Here is a 14,474-nt window from a genome sequence, read left to right as displayed (position 1 = left end):
CCGTCATTCAGACAGCCCCGTTCGCGTTGGTCTTCTTGTCGCCATGGACGTTGTCTCGAAGCGGGCGGTAAAAGCGGTCAGCGAATAGCGCAAAGGCGCCAGCCTGCCAGAGACTATCGAAATCGGGATACACCCGCTGCAGGTAGGCGCTCTCCTCACACTCTCCTTGGGACATAAACTGCGATTCGTAGGCGCCGCGAGCGGCCTTTTCCATCTGTTCCGGACCTTTGGATTCAGCATTTAGCCAGGCGAACGCCGTCTTTGGAGCTACCGGCAACGGTTCCTGCAGCGCTTCGATCCAGGCGGCTACCAAGGATTCCAGTTGCGCCCTCGCCGTTTCGGTACTGACGGGATTGAGCGTCACGTCGCCGGCTTGGCTCAACACATAGCTGGTCACCGGCGACGCCACCGCGTTTGCCGCCAAATGGTGAACCCAGGGCCGCAGCAACTGGTGCCAGCGATAGCGCCGGTCCGGGCTGGTCAGGTTGCTACTGCTGAGGTGGATTTGGGCCGACGAGCCTTCGGCGCTGTGGCGCAAATCCCGCACCCAGTCTTCGAGCCTCAGCGTGTTCGCGTCCACCGGAACCTCGATCCGCAGGGGGCGCAGGGACTCGGTGTCCGGGTAGTTCGTTACTAGCGCCTGGTAACGCGTATAGAGCTCCGGTAGCGGGGCTATCGCCTGACGAATCTGTAGCTCGGCGAGGCCTTCCGCCAACGCCAGTTCGCCCCGGCCCACTGCCCTCTGGGCAGCGTTAGTGAGGTGGTCCAGCAAATGTTCGCCATCGGTTTCCTGCCGTACGACGTCCTGCACCAGCCTATCGGTCAGTTTCCAGCGTTCGAGGCCATCCAGGACAATCGGCTCCTCATCTTCGCTTTCTGCGGTGTCCAGCTCGAAATAGACTCCCAGACGCTGTTGAAAGAAGACATCCACCGGTTTACGCAGGAACTGAATCAGCTGGCCCAGGGAAAGGGGCTGATCGAAGACTTCGGCTGGCGGACCGTCAAGCTTCAGGCCCGGTGTCGCCTGCTCCAGCTCGCGGGCATCCAGCGCCGAACGCCACTCCCGGGCGTAGGTAAACAGGGGCCCACCGTCAGCCTGAGCCGGGAAATAAGCCATGCTGAAAGGCTGGAGCGGATGCGACGTCGTCAACACTGCAGAGAGTCTCTTTTCGCGGCCATCGGTAACCCGAATAGCATCGATATGATCGCGAAGCTGCGCCACCAGCACCGACGGCGGCCGCTCGGAGTTATCGTGAATACTGCGCCCTACCCAGCTGATGTAGAACTGATCCCGGGCAGAGAGAAACGCCTCGAGAAAAAGAAAGCGATCATCCTCCCGCCGGGACCGGTCTCCGGGGCGATAATCCCGGGCCATCAGGTCGAAATCCATCGGCGGTTGGGTGCGCGGGTAATCGCCATCGTTCATGCCTAACAGACAGACCCGGCGAAACGGAATCGCGCGCATCGGCAGCAGCGTGGCAAAGTTCACCTTGCCCGCCAGAAAACGCTGGCTCAGCCCGCCCTGATCCAGTTGTTCGAGCAGTACATCGCGCACGATATGCAGCGGCAGTTCGTCTTCAAGTTCGGCTTCCTCGCAGGCATCCAGCCACTGTTCGACGGCCGCCTCAAGCTGACTGAACAGGAGCACGTCTTCGCCTTCCGGCTCGACAAAGAAATCCCGGAGCAGCTGATTGAGTATGTCTGCCCACACTGACGGCGTGCGCGGCTGACTGAGTTTCTCCCAATACGATTGAAGACGTTCGACAAAACTGTCGAGCTGGCCGGCAAGACGGCTTTCCAGTCCGCCCACTTCGGCAAAGGGCTCGATAGCCTGCCAGGCTGCGCCGTCTCCCGTGGCATAACCCAGTAACATTCGGCGCAAACCGAATAGCCAGGTATTGCGAAACAAGCCCTCCGGCAGGTCAAGCGATGCCCGGTGCCCGTCATCCAGGCCCCAGCGGATGTTAGCGCCACGAATCCAGTCGTGAAGCTGGGGTAGATCGTCTTCGGCCAGTGCAAACCGCTGGCGCAGCGGTGCAACATCCAGAAGGTCCAGAACGTCGCTCACCGCCAGACGCGATTCCGGCAGTGACAGCAACGCTTCGAGTGCCACCAGTACGGGCACCTGATGCCGCTGGCCCTGGTCGGAAATGGTATAGGGAATATAGCGGTCGTCTGAGGGATCGAGCTGCCCGAAAACCGCCTCGATGTGCGGCGAGTACGCGTTGATATCGGGCACCATGACAATGATGTCTTGGGGTTTGAGCGTTTCGTCTTCGCTGAAGGCCGCCAGTAACTGATCGTGCAGGACTTCCACTTCGCGCAACGGGCCATGGGTACAGTGAAAGACCAGCGATCGGTCCGCCGCATCCTCGGATGTTTTTTCTCGCGCACTCTCCAGAACGGGATTCAGATCGAGGATGTCGTTCTGGATACTGCCAAGCAGGTTTGGCTTCTCGCTCTCGCGAAACAGATCGACCCGGTCCAGCCAGTGAGCATAGAGTTCCGGCGCGTCGTAGCTATCCAGCAACCGGATGTAATCCCGCCCTTGTTTGCCCCAGGCGGCGAGCAGAGGGTGAGCATGGAGATGCTGATTGTGGTCGTTCAGTGTGACTGGCATGCCGGGTTTGCGGTCCCGGCGGCGGCGCTCCGCACGCAGCAGATCCCGATCTTCGATGATATCTGCCCAGTGATACTGGCTGGGATTATGAACGCAGAGGATAACCTGGCAGCACTGGCCGAGGCTGCTCAGCACATCAAGCGTTTGCTGGGGCAGCGAGGACAGGCCGAAGACGATAATCCTCCTGGGGAGGTCCCGTGGACGTTCGCTAGCTCCCTTCGAACGCATCGCATCGAGGAAACGGGTATGGACCTCAGCACGGCTCGTGTTGGCGCCGCTACCCTCGATATCGGCAATCAGCCGTCGCCAGAGAGCCGGCTGCCAACGCTGCTCGCCGGGCACCGGCTTGTGCTCTCCGGCTCGGATGCGAATGACATCATCGCCTTCGGACCAGTCCTCCAGCCAGTCCGCCCGGTAGACCTGATACTGGTCGAAAAGGTCAGCGACCCGCTCCGCCAACTGATAGCGCCGGCGTTCTTGCTGGCTCCCGGTAAGAAAGCGGGCGAGAGGCTCGAACTCGGGTTCTTCGGCAATCTCAGGAATAAGACGCATCAGGCGCCAGGTCATCCGGTTTTTATCAAAAGGCGACTGTTGAGGAACCTGATCTTCACCCAGCACCGTGCGGTAAACCTGCCAGAGAAATCGCGACGGCAGTGAAAACTGCATGGCCGCCGCGATGCCGTTGCCGGCCAGCTCCGGATCGTCGTCATCGCGGGCCAGTGCCAGCTTGAGCCATTGGGCAATACCGTTGGAGTGGACTAGGAAAACGTCATTTTCCAAAGGGGCAAGCGGGAATTTGCGGATGATTTCGACCGTAACCGCGCGCAGATCTTCCAGTTTGTTGGCATGAACGACTTGGAACCCGGTGGGTACCTGCATCCTGTCCCCTGCTGTCATATCCACTCTCTAAAAGTCGGTATGCGTAATCAGCGCCTTTGTACTGGCGGGAATGATACCGGGCCTGTGCGGCAATGTCTTAGGGAGCCTCTGAAAAAGACCATTCTGCGGCGAATCACTGCGTTGCGCGGTGCTTGTGCGCAAGCCCGGTCAGAAACTCGCCTACCAGCAAGGTATGTTTCGCATCTTGCGCTCCGTGCGCCTTGCGCTTCATCCACAGCCTGAACTTTTTCAGAGGCTCCTTAGCTCCTCGCCGGAACCGGTTGAAAACCAGAAATTAACTGAACCTGAATAAACCATAATAAATCAATTAAACTATTTATTATCAACAGGTTAACCGTTCTTTGGTGCATTTCGATTCACTCAGGTCATTGCTGCTTTCGCAGACCTGTGCAATTTTTAAGGGGCAGCAAAGCAAAAAATTAACATAAACACATGGAAACAGTGTCAGCCGCGGTCAAATCTCGACATCGTGCGAAACGACACAAAGAGAAGGAGGATGTCTATATGCTGTATTGGGCGCTAGTCTGTTTAGTTGTCGCGATCATTGCTGGTGTGCTGGGCTTCGGGGGTATCGCAGGTACAGCCGCCGGTTTCGCCAAAATTCTGTTCTTTATTTTTCTCGTCCTGCTGGTGATCTCGTTAATTGCCAATGCCATGAAAGGCAAAGGACCCAAGGTCTAGCCGGAACCGGCTGGATTCTTCCCACTCCCCGTCGCCCGAAAAGGATGTTCGTTCGGGTCAAGGAAGCACGGATGCTTCCTGCGTGATTAGTAGAGAAGACTCAGGAGGTAACCATGTCTTTCGAGCATAAGGTAAAACTCGCGCTTCGCTCATTCTTTCTCGTTCTGTTTCTAGGCGGCAGCCTCGCAGGCTGTAACACGATGGAAGGTGTCGGCGAGGACGTTGAGCAAGCAGGTGAAAACATGGAGGAGGAAGCTGAAGATTGATTGATGCTTCGCCTCTATGATTTGACTCCTGGCTTTGGGGACTCCGCCTCAACGTTGTCATTCCCGAGCCAGGAGTCGACGCAGACTTTCTCGTTGTCCTACCACGTTATGCCTGTTTCCCATACTTCTAGTGCATTCATCAGCGAAGGTGAAACGCTTGTCGGTGCTGGAGCTTTCTCTGGAATCGATGCTCGAAAAGCCGGCTAGTTTGAAGTTGCCCAACTAGCCACCCCTTCAATACGCAAAACCCGCCTCACAGAACGCTTCGATCACTGCCGGGACCGCAGTGCAGAGAGCGGCCTCATATCCTGTCCATGGTCGATCAAGTGGTCCATGGCCGCCAGCGTTGTTGTGAAAATCGACTTTAGTGCTTAATCTCATTGAGAACCCACCCCAATTCGACAACAACTACAATCAGGCGAATGGAAGGAGTGACTATCATGCCGGTTTCCAAAGACCATCTGTTCAACCGCCCTCTACAATTGACATTGAGCGCGCTACTCGTTGCTACGTTAATGCCGGTGGCCGTGGCCAGCGCCGCTGAATGCAACGACAACGGCGCCCTGTCCCCGGGTTACTGCGACAAGAATGGCGACCTCGTCGCCGATACGCCGACCGACCCGGACAAGGTGGTCAGTCCGGACACCTTGGTGTTCGCCTATACGCCTGTCACCGATCCATCGATCTACGGGGATATCTGGGCGCCGTTCATTGAACACGTGGAGGAGGTCACCGGTAAGGACGTGCGTTTCTTCGCCGTGCAGTCGAATGCCGCGCAGATCGAAGCCATGCGCAGCGGACGCCTTCACATCGCCGGCTTCTCGACCGGGCCCACGCCATTCGCCGTCAACCTGGCCGGCGCGGTACCCTTCGCCATCATGGGTACGGACGATGGCTCTTTCGGCTACAAGCTGCAACTCTATACCCAAAAAGACAGCGGCATCGATAGCATCGAGGATTTGAAAGGCAAGCGCGTCGCACATACCTCGCCGACCTCCAACTCCGGCAATCAGGCACCTCGGGCTCTATTTCCGAAAGAGGGCATCGTGCCGGACGAGGATTACGAAGTCGTTTACTCCGGCTCGCACGACCAGTCGATCCTCGGCGTGGCCGCTGGCGATTACGACGCCGCGCCAGTCGCCTCGGAAGTCGTCGACCGTATGATCGATCGCGGCGTCATCGACCCCAGCAACCTCAAGATCGTCTACGAATCGAAGTCCTTTCCGACCACCTCCTACACATACGCCCACAACCTGGACCCGAAACTCGCCGATAAGATTGAAGAGGCATTCATGACCTTCGAGCTGGAAGGCACCGCGCTGGGCAAGGAGTTCTCCGGGGTCACGAAATTCGTCCCGATCACCTATAAGGAAGACTGGGAAGTCATCCGGGACATACAAGAGGCCAACGGCGTCACTTACACCAAAGAAAACATCAAATAAGACGTCCCTGACCTGCCCCTGCCTGCAATAGAAAAAGCCGCTGGCAGGGGCGGTAGTTGCCCGAGGAGATAGACCTTCCATGTTGCGCATAAGCCATCTGATCAAGCGCTACGGTAACGGCGAACCGGTGCTCAAGGATCTCAACCTCGAGGTTCCAGACGAATCTCTTGTGTCGATAATCGGTGCCTCGGGAGCCGGCAAGAGTACATTGCTACGCTGCATCAACCGTTTGGTAGAGCCAACATCGGGCAGTATCGAACTGAACGGACAGGAACTCACCACCCTCAAGCGCGATGAATTGCGTAAATCGCGACGCCGTATCGGCATGATCTTTCAGGGTTTCAATCTGGTCGATCGTCTCACGGTCATGGAAAACGTACAGTGCGGCCGGCTGGGCTACGTTCCCTACTGGCGTGCCGCGCTGCGTCGTTACCCCGCCGAGGATATCGAGCGTGCGTTCCATTTGATGGAGCGCGTCGGTATTGCCAAGTATGCCAATAAACGTGCCGACGAACTCTCGGGTGGCGAGCGCCAACGTGTCGGTGTGGTGCGAGCCTTGATGCAGAACCCGGATATTCTGCTCGCTGACGAGCCCACCGCATCGCTCGATCCGGTCAGCTCAAGGCAGATCATGGAACTGCTGCAGAACCTGGCTGATGAACTCAAGCTGCCGGTGCTCATCAACATCCATAATGTCAGCGAAGCCAAGGAGTTCACGCGCCGCATCGTCGGCATGCGCTTTGGCCGGCTGATTTTCGACGGCAAGCCCAGCGACCTGAACGACGACGCCATGGATGCTGTGTATAGCGGAATTCCATCCGAGGAGCCCGGGAACACCGGCGCCGCCTTCACACGAGCGGTGACCCAATGACCGGCGAGACGCCAGCATCCTCTAAGACCCCAATCCGCACCTGGCACAAGCCACCGTTTATTACCAACCCGTTTCTGCGCTGGGGGTTGCTGATCGGCTGCGTCGTCTATGCCGTTTGGGCGCTATACACCCTGCCCTTTGACTGGGCGCGAATCCAGGAAGGTATATCACGGGCTCAGCGCATCTTCTCAGGCTCTTTTCCGCCTAGTTTCGAACGTAGCGAGCTGCTGATCGAGGGGCTCTTGGAGAGCTTTAAGATCGCGATTCTAGCAACGTTACTGGGACTCGCGCTGAGTGTGCCCATTGCCTTTATGGCGGCGCGCAATATCGCGGCCATGCCGATTTATCTATTGGGCCGCGGCTTGATCATTACCGCGCGCAGTTTCCATCCGGTGATCGTAGCGATCCTGTTTGTCAAAGCCGTCGGCTTTGGTCCAATCGCCGGCATCCTGACGTTAACCATCTACTCCATCGGCTTCGTCGCCAAAATGCTCGCGGAACGTATCGAGGAGATCGATTGGGGGCAGGTGGAAGCACTACGCAGTAGTGGTACACGCTATATCGCGGTTCTGCAGTTCGCGGTGTTGCCGCAGATCATGCCACGCCAGATCGGACTCGCCATGTACCAGCTGGATAGTAATCTACGTGCCTCGGCGGTAGTTGGGATTGTTGGTGCGGGCGGTATCGGCGCGACATTGATGAACGCTTTCGGCCGCTATGATTACGATTTCGCGCTTGCCATCACTTTGGTGATTATCGCGGTCATTCTGATCGTCGAGGGGATCAGTGGCCGCATCCGGAGGAATATCTGGTGAACCCATCCGTCGCTGATCGCGCCTGGTCGCGCTATACCAGTCGTCAACGCTGGACACGCCTGGCCATTCTGCTAGTCGTCGTACTGGCGGTAAGCTGGTCGCTTTCCACCATTAACATCATATGGCCTTGGGTATGGGACGCACCTGCGCAAATAGGCGATCTATTCACGCGGATGATGCCGCCTGATATCTCGAGCATAAGCGCGATCATCTGGGCGCTCATCGAGACCCTGAACATCGCCACCATCGCCACACTCATCGCAGTCATCGTGTCGTTGCCTATCGCCTACATATCCGCCCAAAACACGACACCCAACCGCGCGACGCTATGGCTTGGCCGGTTCATTCTGGTCTCCAGTCGCTCGGTGAATACGCTGATCTGGGCGTTATTGTTCGTGGCAATCTTCGGGCCGGGCGTACTGGCAGGCATCATTGCCGTCATGTTTCGCTCGCTGGGCTTTCTCGGCAAGCTGATCGGCGAGGCTATCGAGGAAATAGACCAACGCCCGGTCGAGGCGCTGAAAGCCACGGGCGCATCACATGCCAAGGTCGTGCTGTACGCCATCGTGCCGCAGGTGATCCCAACCTTCTTCGCCGTCAGCGTGCTGCGCTGGGATATCAATCTCCGCGAGTCCACGGTACTCGGGCTGGTCGGGGCCGGAGGTATCGGCGTGATTCTGCAAGGTGCTATCGATACGCTCGACTGGCGCACGGTCGCCACTGTGTTGATTGCCATCATCGTGCTGGTCATCGTTGGCGAAGCCGTTGCCGCATGGCTGCGTAGAAAAGTTATTTAGATCGGTTTTGAGCGGGAAAATATTTGACTCAGCGATTTGAAAACGAAGACTCCCAGCGGAGTTTAATTGCCAGCTTATGCTTCCTGTGAAGTACGGTATTTGTATACACGCACGGAAAAAAATCATGCGAACAGTCGACGTTCGGGAAGCTCGGGAAAAGCTCTCAAATCTTTTAGACGCTGTAGCTGAAGGCGACGAGATCGTTATTCTTCGCCACGGCAAGCCTGCTGCGCGTCTGACCGCTGTCCTGCCGGAAAGAATCAGGTTTCCAAACCGGTCGGAGCTCAGGGTCTCACTGCCACCCTCCCGGGAAAGTTCTGCTCAGGCGGAACAGGGAGAAAATTAATTCCCCAAAGGTTAAGATACGTGGAACAAACATCGCCCATTACTACCTGCGGAGCCCGTGTAATGCGCATTCAGGAATTAATTGATGAAGCCAACGCACTGCCAGTCGAGGGGCGCGCCCTCGTTGTAGAGTCGCTGTTAAGAAGCCTGAACCCTACTGAAAGCGCCATTGATGAGCAATGGGCAGCGGTTGCAGAAAATCGATTGGCAGAACTGGAATCTGGACAGGTAACCCCCGTACCAGGTAAGCAAGTTTTTAGTAGAATTCGGAGCAGGTTGAACAAATAATGGACTACACGTTTCACCCCGCAGCGGAAGCGGAACTGAACGAAGCAACCGATTATTACGAATCTATCCAACCTGGTCTCGGCATGGGTCTCGCCGAAGAAGTCGAAAAAGCCATAATTAGAGCGGTTAAATTCCCTCAGGCTTGGAGCTATATTCGCAAGCCGATTAGACGCTCCCTCGTCAAACGTTTTCCCTACGGAGTTCTCTACGTCGAGCAATAGGACAGCATTCTTATACTCGCAGTTATGAGCCTTCATCGCGAACCGGGCTACTGGGCTTGGCGACAATAGCCACCAGGCTGCCCTTATCGGGAAAAATTAACTCATTGAAAAAGCGAGGAAAAATTGGAGGCGCGGGTCGGAATCGAACCGGCGTACACGGAGTTGCAGTCCGCTGCATAACCACTCTGCCACCGCGCCGGGGAAAGCCTTTGAAACGGGCTTTTGCTCTCAGGAGGCATTGAGAGACTTGGATTGTTATTTCCACCCGGCGGTACCGGAGAGAAATTGGAGCGGGAAACGAGATTCGAACTCGCGACCCCAACCTTGGCAAGGTTGTGCTCTACCACTGAGCTATTCCCGCTTAAGGTCATCAACACCAACTTGGCTTTAAGCTTGTCAGCGCTGAAGTGGCGCATATATTAATGGATCACGCCGGGGTGTCAACCCTTTTTTGAAACTTCGATGTTTGCCTAAGCCGTTGATTATTCTTTAATCAGGACTCACAAACCCTTCTCTTTCGGGAAAAGGTCCGGCCAGGCTGCTTTCAAATACATGAACATGGACCACAGTGTCAGGATCGCTGCCATATACAGCAGGATTTCGCCAACAATGGCGCCCGGCGTACTCAACGGAAAAGCGAGTAGCATGATGATAGAAACCATCTGCGCCGTCGTCTTTATTTTCCCGACGTAAGACACGGCTACGCTGGCGCGCTTGCCCATCTCGGCCATCCACTCACGGAGCGCGGATATGACGATTTCGCGTCCGATGATGATCGTCGCCGGCACGGTGAGAATCATACTGTGATGTTCTTCGATCAGCAGAGTCAGCGCCACGGCCACCATTAGCTTGTCGGCGACGGGATCGAGAAAAGCGCCAAATGGCGTACCTTGGTCGAGCTTGCGAGCCAGATACCCGTCAAGCCAGTCTGTGGCCGCTGCCAGGGCAAAAATTGCAGCACTCACCAGGAATCGCCATTCATACGGCAGATAGAAAACGACGACAAACACCGGAATCATGGCGATTCGGGATACCGTCAGTATATTGGGTAAATTCATTCTGCCCTACTCGTTGTGAAGTGCGGCGTATATGGATTCTGCCAGGCTGCGGCTGATGCCCTTGACCTTGACCATCTCATCCACGCCCGCCTTTCTGATTTCCTGGATGCCACCGAAATAGCGTATCAGTTCACGCCGGCGTTTGGCGCCGACACCTTCGATACCCTCGAGCGTGGATTGGCGACGTTTCTTGTCGCGCCGGGCTCGGTGGCCCGTAATGGCAAACCGGTGCGATTCGTCACGAATATGCTGAATCAGGTGTAATGCCGGAGAATCAGAGGGTACCCGGAATACAGCGTCGGTCAAGGCATCGATCAGTTGTTCCATGCCCGCCTTGCGCGTCACGCCCTTTGCTACGCCGATCAACGTGATATCGCTGATTCCCAGAGATTCGAACACATCCCGGGCCACGTTAAGCTGCCCCTTGCCCCCATCGATAAAAACAAGATCCGGCCGTTTGCCTTCGCCATTCTTCAAGCGTGTGTAACGACGGGTTAAGACCTGGCGCATGGCACCATAATCATCGCCCGCTGTCACGCCCTCGATGTTGTAAAGACGGTAGTCGCTTTTTACCGGGCCATTGTCATCGAACACCACACAGGATGCGACGGTATTCTCGCCGTGGCTGTGACTGATATCGAAGCACTCCATCCTGCTTGGCGTTTCCTTAAGCTCCAAGAGATCGCGCAGCGCCAGCAAACGGCGGTAGACGGTTTCCTTACTGGCGATATGCGTCATCAACGTCTGCCTGGCGTTGGTCGTCGCCAGTTCGACCCACCGCCGACGTTCACCACGAACATTCTTGCGGATCCGCACTTCGCGACCGGCCGCCTCGGACAACGCGGCGGAAAGCACCTCCTGCTCATCCGCCTCTACCGGCACCAGCACTTCCCGGGGGTGCTCTCGCTGAGTATCGCCACCGAAATAGAACTGGCCGAGAAAGGCGCTGAGAAGTTCACTTTCCGATTGCTCGATAGAGAATCGTGGGAAATAGTCCTTAGTGCCCAGCACCCTGCCGCCACGCACCAGGATAACAACGACACAGACCACGCCGGCTTCTTGGGCGAGGCCCACCACATCGGCATCACCGCCACTGGCCTCAATGGACTGCTGTTCCTGGACGTGGCGAAGGTGATTGATTTGGTCGCGGTAAGCGGCTGCTTTCTCGAACTCCAGAGCTTGACTGGCCTGCTCCATGGATGTCATCAAATCGTCGAGGATGGCCGGGTTCTTGCCCTCGAGGAACATTGTGGCGTGGCGAATATCGTCTGCGTATTCCTCTGGCGTGACGTAGTCTACGCAGGGAGCGGTGCAACGATTGATCTGGTACTGCAGGCAAGGCCGTGTTCGGTTGTTGAAAAAGCTGTCACTACAATTCCTTATGCGGAAAATCTTCTGTAATACATTAAGACTTTCCCGAACCGCCCCAGAGCTCGGAAAAGGTCCGAACCACGTCCCTTTACCTTTGCGCGTACGCCCACGGCGGAAGATCAGCGACGGGTATTTGTCGTGACCGGAAAGATAGATGTAGGGATAGGATTTATCGTCCCGCAGCAGGATGTTGTACGGCGGGCGCAGGGATTTGATCAGATTCTGTTCCAGCAGGAGCGCTTCGGTCTCGCTGCCGGTTATCGTCACTTCCACCTGGTTGATGCGGCTGACCAAGGCTTCGGTCTTGGGGGACAAGCCGCTCTTGCGGAAATAGCTGCTGACGCGATTTTTGAGGTTCCGCGCCTTACCCACGTACAGAACGTCACCGCTCGCGTCCAGCATCCGGTAGACGCCGGGTCGTTCGGTGAGCCTTTTTAAGAAGGTTTTGCTATCGAATTCGGTCGTCTGTTCAGACTTTGTCGGCATCAAGCAACCCGAGTCTGACGGCCATCAGGGCAAGCTCGACGTCGCTGGAAATGTCCAGCTTTTCAAAAATGCGGTAACGGTAGCTGTTGACCGTTTTTGGGCTGAGACAGAGCTTGTCCGAGATGTCCTGAACTTTCTGGCAATCGACCACCATCATGGCGATCTGCAGTTCGCGCTCCGAGAGCTTGTCGAAGATCGACAGCTTATCGTCTTCCCCGCTGTCGCCGCCGAGCTGCTTAAGGGCCATCTTCTGGGCGATTTCGGGGCTGATGTAGCGCTGGCCGGAGTGAGCCATACGAATGGCCCGAACCATTTCCTTGATGTCCGCGCTTTTGGTGATATAGGCGGAAGCGCCGGCTTGCATGACCCGTGTGGGATAGGGGTCGTCAGCGCAAGCGGTGACGACGATGACACGGATGGAATCATCGATGCGCAAAATGCGGCGGGTGGCTTCGAGTCCGCCGATTCCCGGCATGCGAATATCCATCAGCACAATATCCGGCGCGTCAGAGCGAATAAACTCTACAGCGTCCTCACCGGAAGCGGCCTGTCCGATAACTTCAATGTCCGTATTGTCAGTCAGCATCCGTGTGATGCCTGATCGAACCAGCTCGTGGTCGTCAACAACCAGCACCCTGATCAAAATCCACCCCGCACTCAATTAAGATGGTAAAACTGGAGAGCAGCGCTTCGACATCCATGCCTGACGCTGAAACAAGTAGGGATTGTAGCGTCTAAGATGCTACCGGGGTACCCGTTTTCGGTAAATAAACGCAAACGAAAATCATGCCTTCGGCCCAAGTCCCGCGCTGTTTTCCACGGGGTTGAACCAGACTACAAGGTCACCGTTGTTGACTGCGGTCATCACCCGGCTCTTTTCGTTCATGGGCGATTCGGTGTCGTTCACCCCGTGATAACGGGTGCAATATTCCTCAACCAACCCCTCGAGCTGGTCTTCGGTCAGCAGTCCCTTATCCACCACGAACGGCTCCTGGCGAGGGTCGGGCTGGGGCTGATTTTCGGTCTCGTCATTCATCCAATGTCCTCCTTCACCTGGCTGCTTTCCTCCACCAGTGCGGTTCATCAGTAGCGTTCATTAGTACAGCTCGCCAGTGCAGTTCATCAGTACAGTTCATCTGTACAGCGACGCACTGTACCTTACCCGGCAAGGTTTGTTGCTCTATTATGCCGGGCTTTGCCGATTTTCCTGGAGACTGGCTTGAACAACCGTTCCGTTGTCCGATTGACGCTACCCATCATGTTCGGCTATCTGCCGCTGGGCATGGCCTTTGGGGTGTTGTTCGTAACGCAACTGGAGTACCCCTGGTGGGGCGCTACCTTGATGTCGATCACTGTGTTTGCCGGTGCCGCTCAGCTTCTGGCCGTCGGTCTCCTCGCCGCCAACGCCGGGCTGGTGGAAGTGTTTATCGCGATGTTCGTGCTCAATGCCCGCCACCTATTCTACGGGCTATCGCTATTGGGCCGCTTTCGCGGGGCGGGCTGGCGTAAGCTCTACCTGATTTTTGGCCTCACTGACGAGACCTATTCCCTGCTGACCAGTCGCGCCCGCACCGAGGAGCGTGCCCAGGAGCAACAGAATGACTTTCGCATAACGCTCTTCAACCAGGCGTACTGGGTGATCGGCTCTACCCTCGGTGCGTGGCTGGGCCGTGCGGTGACATTCGACAGCACCGGCATCGAGTTCGCGCTGGTGGCTCTGTTTATCGTACTGACCATCGAGCAATACAAGGTGCTGGGCCAGTCGTTGCCAATATGGATCGGCGCAGCCGCAGCGGGCCTTTGCCTTGCGGTTCTCCCGGCGGATCAGCAACTGATTGGTGCGGTCATTCTGGCGACGGTAACCCTGCTGCTGAGCTACCGTTTCCATAAGCGTGGTAACGCAGAACTGGAGCAGCCACATGGATAGTATGACTTACCTCCTGGCGTTCACCGTCGTTGCCACCGCCGCCACATTCGCGACCCGGGCGATTCCCTTCGTGTTTCTGTCGCGCCACAGTGACCATCCGCTGGTCCAGCATCTCGGGCGGTATTTGCCGGCGGCGGTTATGTCCCTGTTGGTGGTCATTTTTCTGCTGCGATCCGGGCACTGGAGCGCACCGATCTTTGGAGCGGATGCGTTGGTGCCGAGCTTAGTCGTGATTGCACTTCATCTATGGCGGCGAAATGCCTTGCTTTCGATTATTGCGGGGACAGCGTGTTACATGGCTATTCAGCAGGTTTAATGGGAGGGCCGCCTCGTCTCCGGCAGCAGTCCAATTCGTCCTACCTTGCGCTGCCCGGCCTTACAGACTG

16 protein-coding genes and 2 tRNA genes are annotated in these 14,474 nt (G+C 56.6%); 11 read left to right on the top strand and 7 right to left on the bottom strand.

What is annotated here, in order from left to right; all coding sequences use genetic code 11:
• Positions 1–7 precede the first annotated feature (7 nt).
• Positions 8–3,499: an exodeoxyribonuclease V subunit gamma gene (gene recC, locus FXO11_RS09345; protein WP_148862729.1), complete on the bottom strand. Its 3,492-nt coding sequence runs from the start codon at positions 3,497–3,499 to the stop codon at positions 8–10.
• Between the two features lie 525 nt (positions 3,500–4,024).
• On the opposite strand from recC, the gene FXO11_RS09340 reads away from it, so the two are divergent.
• The 9 genes from FXO11_RS09340 (at position 4,025) to FXO11_RS09300 (ending at position 9,246) form a co-directional block, all read left to right on the top strand.
• A complete protein-coding gene (locus tag FXO11_RS09340; protein ID WP_148862728.1) occupies positions 4,025–4,201 on the top strand; it encodes a DUF1328 domain-containing protein in 177 nt (58 codons plus the stop codon).
• Between the two features lie 113 nt (positions 4,202–4,314).
• Positions 4,315–4,467: an entericidin A/B family lipoprotein gene (locus tag FXO11_RS09335; RefSeq protein ID WP_148862727.1), complete on the top strand. Its 153-nt coding sequence runs from the start codon at positions 4,315–4,317 to the stop codon at positions 4,465–4,467.
• 440 nt (positions 4,468–4,907) lie between these two features.
• The gene (gene phnD, locus FXO11_RS09330) at positions 4,908–5,909 is read left to right on the top strand and encodes a phosphate/phosphite/phosphonate ABC transporter substrate-binding protein (protein WP_148862726.1); all 1,002 of its coding nucleotides are present in this window, start codon (positions 4,908–4,910) and stop codon (positions 5,907–5,909) included.
• Positions 5,910–5,988: 79 nt separating this feature from the next.
• On the top strand, positions 5,989–6,780 hold the full coding sequence (gene phnC / locus FXO11_RS09325) for a phosphonate ABC transporter ATP-binding protein (protein WP_148862725.1): 792 nt from the start codon (positions 5,989–5,991) through the stop codon (positions 6,778–6,780).
• Positions 6,777–7,595 (top strand): phosphonate ABC transporter, permease protein PhnE, encoded by an 819-nt coding sequence (phnE, locus tag FXO11_RS09320; RefSeq protein ID WP_148862724.1) that lies wholly within the window; start codon positions 6,777–6,779, stop codon positions 7,593–7,595. The genes phnC and phnE (FXO11_RS09320) overlap by 4 nt, the downstream gene beginning before the upstream one ends.
• The gene (gene phnE, locus FXO11_RS09315) at positions 7,592–8,392 is read left to right on the top strand and encodes a phosphonate ABC transporter, permease protein PhnE (protein WP_148862723.1); all 801 of its coding nucleotides are present in this window, start codon (positions 7,592–7,594) and stop codon (positions 8,390–8,392) included. The genes phnE (FXO11_RS09320) and phnE (FXO11_RS09315) overlap by 4 nt, the downstream gene beginning before the upstream one ends.
• 76 nt (positions 8,393–8,468) lie before the next feature.
• Positions 8,469–8,738 carry a type II toxin-antitoxin system Phd/YefM family antitoxin gene (locus FXO11_RS09310; protein WP_319945911.1) on the top strand — a complete coding sequence of 90 codons (270 nt, stop codon included), beginning with the start codon at positions 8,469–8,471 and terminating at the stop codon, positions 8,736–8,738.
• Positions 8,739–8,800: 62 nt separating this feature from the next.
• Positions 8,801–9,025, top strand: coding sequence for an addiction module protein (locus FXO11_RS09305; RefSeq protein ID WP_148862721.1), 225 nt, complete (start codon positions 8,801–8,803; stop codon positions 9,023–9,025).
• Positions 9,025–9,246: a type II toxin-antitoxin system RelE/ParE family toxin gene (locus FXO11_RS09300; RefSeq protein ID WP_148862720.1), complete on the top strand. Its 222-nt coding sequence runs from the start codon at positions 9,025–9,027 to the stop codon at positions 9,244–9,246. The genes FXO11_RS09305 and FXO11_RS09300 overlap by 1 nt, the downstream gene beginning before the upstream one ends.
• 124 nt (positions 9,247–9,370) lie before the next feature.
• On the opposite strand, the gene FXO11_RS09295 is transcribed toward FXO11_RS09300, so the two are convergent.
• The 6 genes from FXO11_RS09295 to FXO11_RS09270 form a co-directional block, all read right to left on the bottom strand.
• Positions 9,371–9,444 (bottom strand) — tRNA-Cys (locus tag FXO11_RS09295).
• Between the two features lie 88 nt (positions 9,445–9,532).
• Positions 9,533–9,607 (bottom strand) — tRNA-Gly (locus FXO11_RS09290).
• 139 nt (positions 9,608–9,746) lie between these two features.
• Entirely contained in the window at positions 9,747–10,304 is a 558-nt protein-coding gene (pgsA, locus tag FXO11_RS09285) for a CDP-diacylglycerol--glycerol-3-phosphate 3-phosphatidyltransferase (RefSeq protein ID WP_148862719.1), read from the bottom strand.
• A gap of 6 nt (positions 10,305–10,310) precedes the next feature.
• The gene (gene uvrC / locus FXO11_RS09280; RefSeq protein WP_148862718.1) at positions 10,311–12,161 is read right to left on the bottom strand and encodes an excinuclease ABC subunit UvrC; all 1,851 of its coding nucleotides are present in this window, start codon (positions 12,159–12,161) and stop codon (positions 10,311–10,313) included.
• Positions 12,145–12,804, bottom strand: a complete 660-nt coding sequence (gene uvrY, locus FXO11_RS09275) for a UvrY/SirA/GacA family response regulator transcription factor (RefSeq protein WP_148862717.1) — start codon at positions 12,802–12,804, stop codon at positions 12,145–12,147. The genes uvrC and uvrY overlap by 17 nt, the downstream gene beginning before the upstream one ends.
• Before the next feature lie 141 nt (positions 12,805–12,945).
• Positions 12,946–13,197, bottom strand: coding sequence for a hypothetical protein (locus FXO11_RS09270; RefSeq protein WP_148862716.1), 252 nt, complete (start codon positions 13,195–13,197; stop codon positions 12,946–12,948).
• 222 nt (positions 13,198–13,419) lie between these two features.
• Here FXO11_RS09270 and FXO11_RS09265 point away from each other — a divergent pair, with 222 nt between their 5' ends.
• Together FXO11_RS09265 and FXO11_RS09260 are read left to right on the top strand one after the other, a co-directional pair.
• The gene (locus FXO11_RS09265) at positions 13,420–14,088 is read left to right on the top strand and encodes an AzlC family ABC transporter permease (protein ID WP_148864861.1); all 669 of its coding nucleotides are present in this window, start codon (positions 13,420–13,422) and stop codon (positions 14,086–14,088) included.
• Positions 14,081–14,404: a branched-chain amino acid transporter permease gene (locus tag FXO11_RS09260; protein WP_148862715.1), complete on the top strand. Its 324-nt coding sequence runs from the start codon at positions 14,081–14,083 to the stop codon at positions 14,402–14,404. The genes FXO11_RS09265 and FXO11_RS09260 overlap by 8 nt, the downstream gene beginning before the upstream one ends.
• Positions 14,405–14,474 lie beyond the last annotated feature (70 nt).

This window comes from Marinobacter fonticola (assembly GCF_008122265.1).
GTDB classification, from domain to species: Bacteria; Pseudomonadota; Gammaproteobacteria; order Pseudomonadales; family Oleiphilaceae; genus Marinobacter_A; species Marinobacter_A fonticola.
The sequence above is the reverse complement of the archived record's forward strand: the minus strand, read 5'-3'. Positions and strand labels throughout refer to the sequence as shown.

Excerpts from the sequence above, each read along its gene's own strand:
- FXO11_RS09260 (WP_148862715.1), top strand. The coding sequence starts at position 14,081 with ATGGATAGTATGACTTACCTCCTGGCGTTCACCGTCGTTGCCACCGCC.
- FXO11_RS09270 (WP_148862716.1), bottom strand. The coding sequence starts at position 13,197 with ATGAATGACGAGACCGAAAATCAGCCCCAGCCCGACCCTCGCCAGGAG.
- FXO11_RS09300 (WP_148862720.1), top strand. The coding sequence starts at position 9,025 with ATGGACTACACGTTTCACCCCGCAGCGGAAGCGGAACTGAACGAAGCA.
- pgsA (WP_148862719.1), bottom strand. The coding sequence starts at position 10,304 with ATGAATTTACCCAATATACTGACGGTATCCCGAATCGCCATGATTCCG.
- phnC (WP_148862725.1), top strand. The coding sequence starts at position 5,989 with ATGTTGCGCATAAGCCATCTGATCAAGCGCTACGGTAACGGCGAACCG.
- FXO11_RS09340 (WP_148862728.1), top strand. The coding sequence starts at position 4,025 with ATGCTGTATTGGGCGCTAGTCTGTTTAGTTGTCGCGATCATTGCTGGT.
- FXO11_RS09335 (WP_148862727.1), top strand. The coding sequence starts at position 4,315 with ATGTCTTTCGAGCATAAGGTAAAACTCGCGCTTCGCTCATTCTTTCTC.
- FXO11_RS09265 (WP_148864861.1), top strand. The coding sequence starts at position 13,420 with ATGTTCGGCTATCTGCCGCTGGGCATGGCCTTTGGGGTGTTGTTCGTA.
- phnE (WP_148862724.1), top strand. The coding sequence starts at position 6,777 with ATGACCGGCGAGACGCCAGCATCCTCTAAGACCCCAATCCGCACCTGG.
- FXO11_RS09305 (WP_148862721.1), top strand. The coding sequence starts at position 8,801 with ATGCGCATTCAGGAATTAATTGATGAAGCCAACGCACTGCCAGTCGAG.
- phnD (WP_148862726.1), top strand. The coding sequence starts at position 4,908 with ATGCCGGTTTCCAAAGACCATCTGTTCAACCGCCCTCTACAATTGACA.
- FXO11_RS09310 (WP_319945911.1), top strand. The coding sequence starts at position 8,469 with ATGCTTCCTGTGAAGTACGGTATTTGTATACACGCACGGAAAAAAATC.
- uvrC (WP_148862718.1), bottom strand. The coding sequence starts at position 12,161 with ATGCCGACAAAGTCTGAACAGACGACCGAATTCGATAGCAAAACCTTC.
- recC (WP_148862729.1), bottom strand. The coding sequence starts at position 3,499 with ATGCAGGTACCCACCGGGTTCCAAGTCGTTCATGCCAACAAACTGGAA.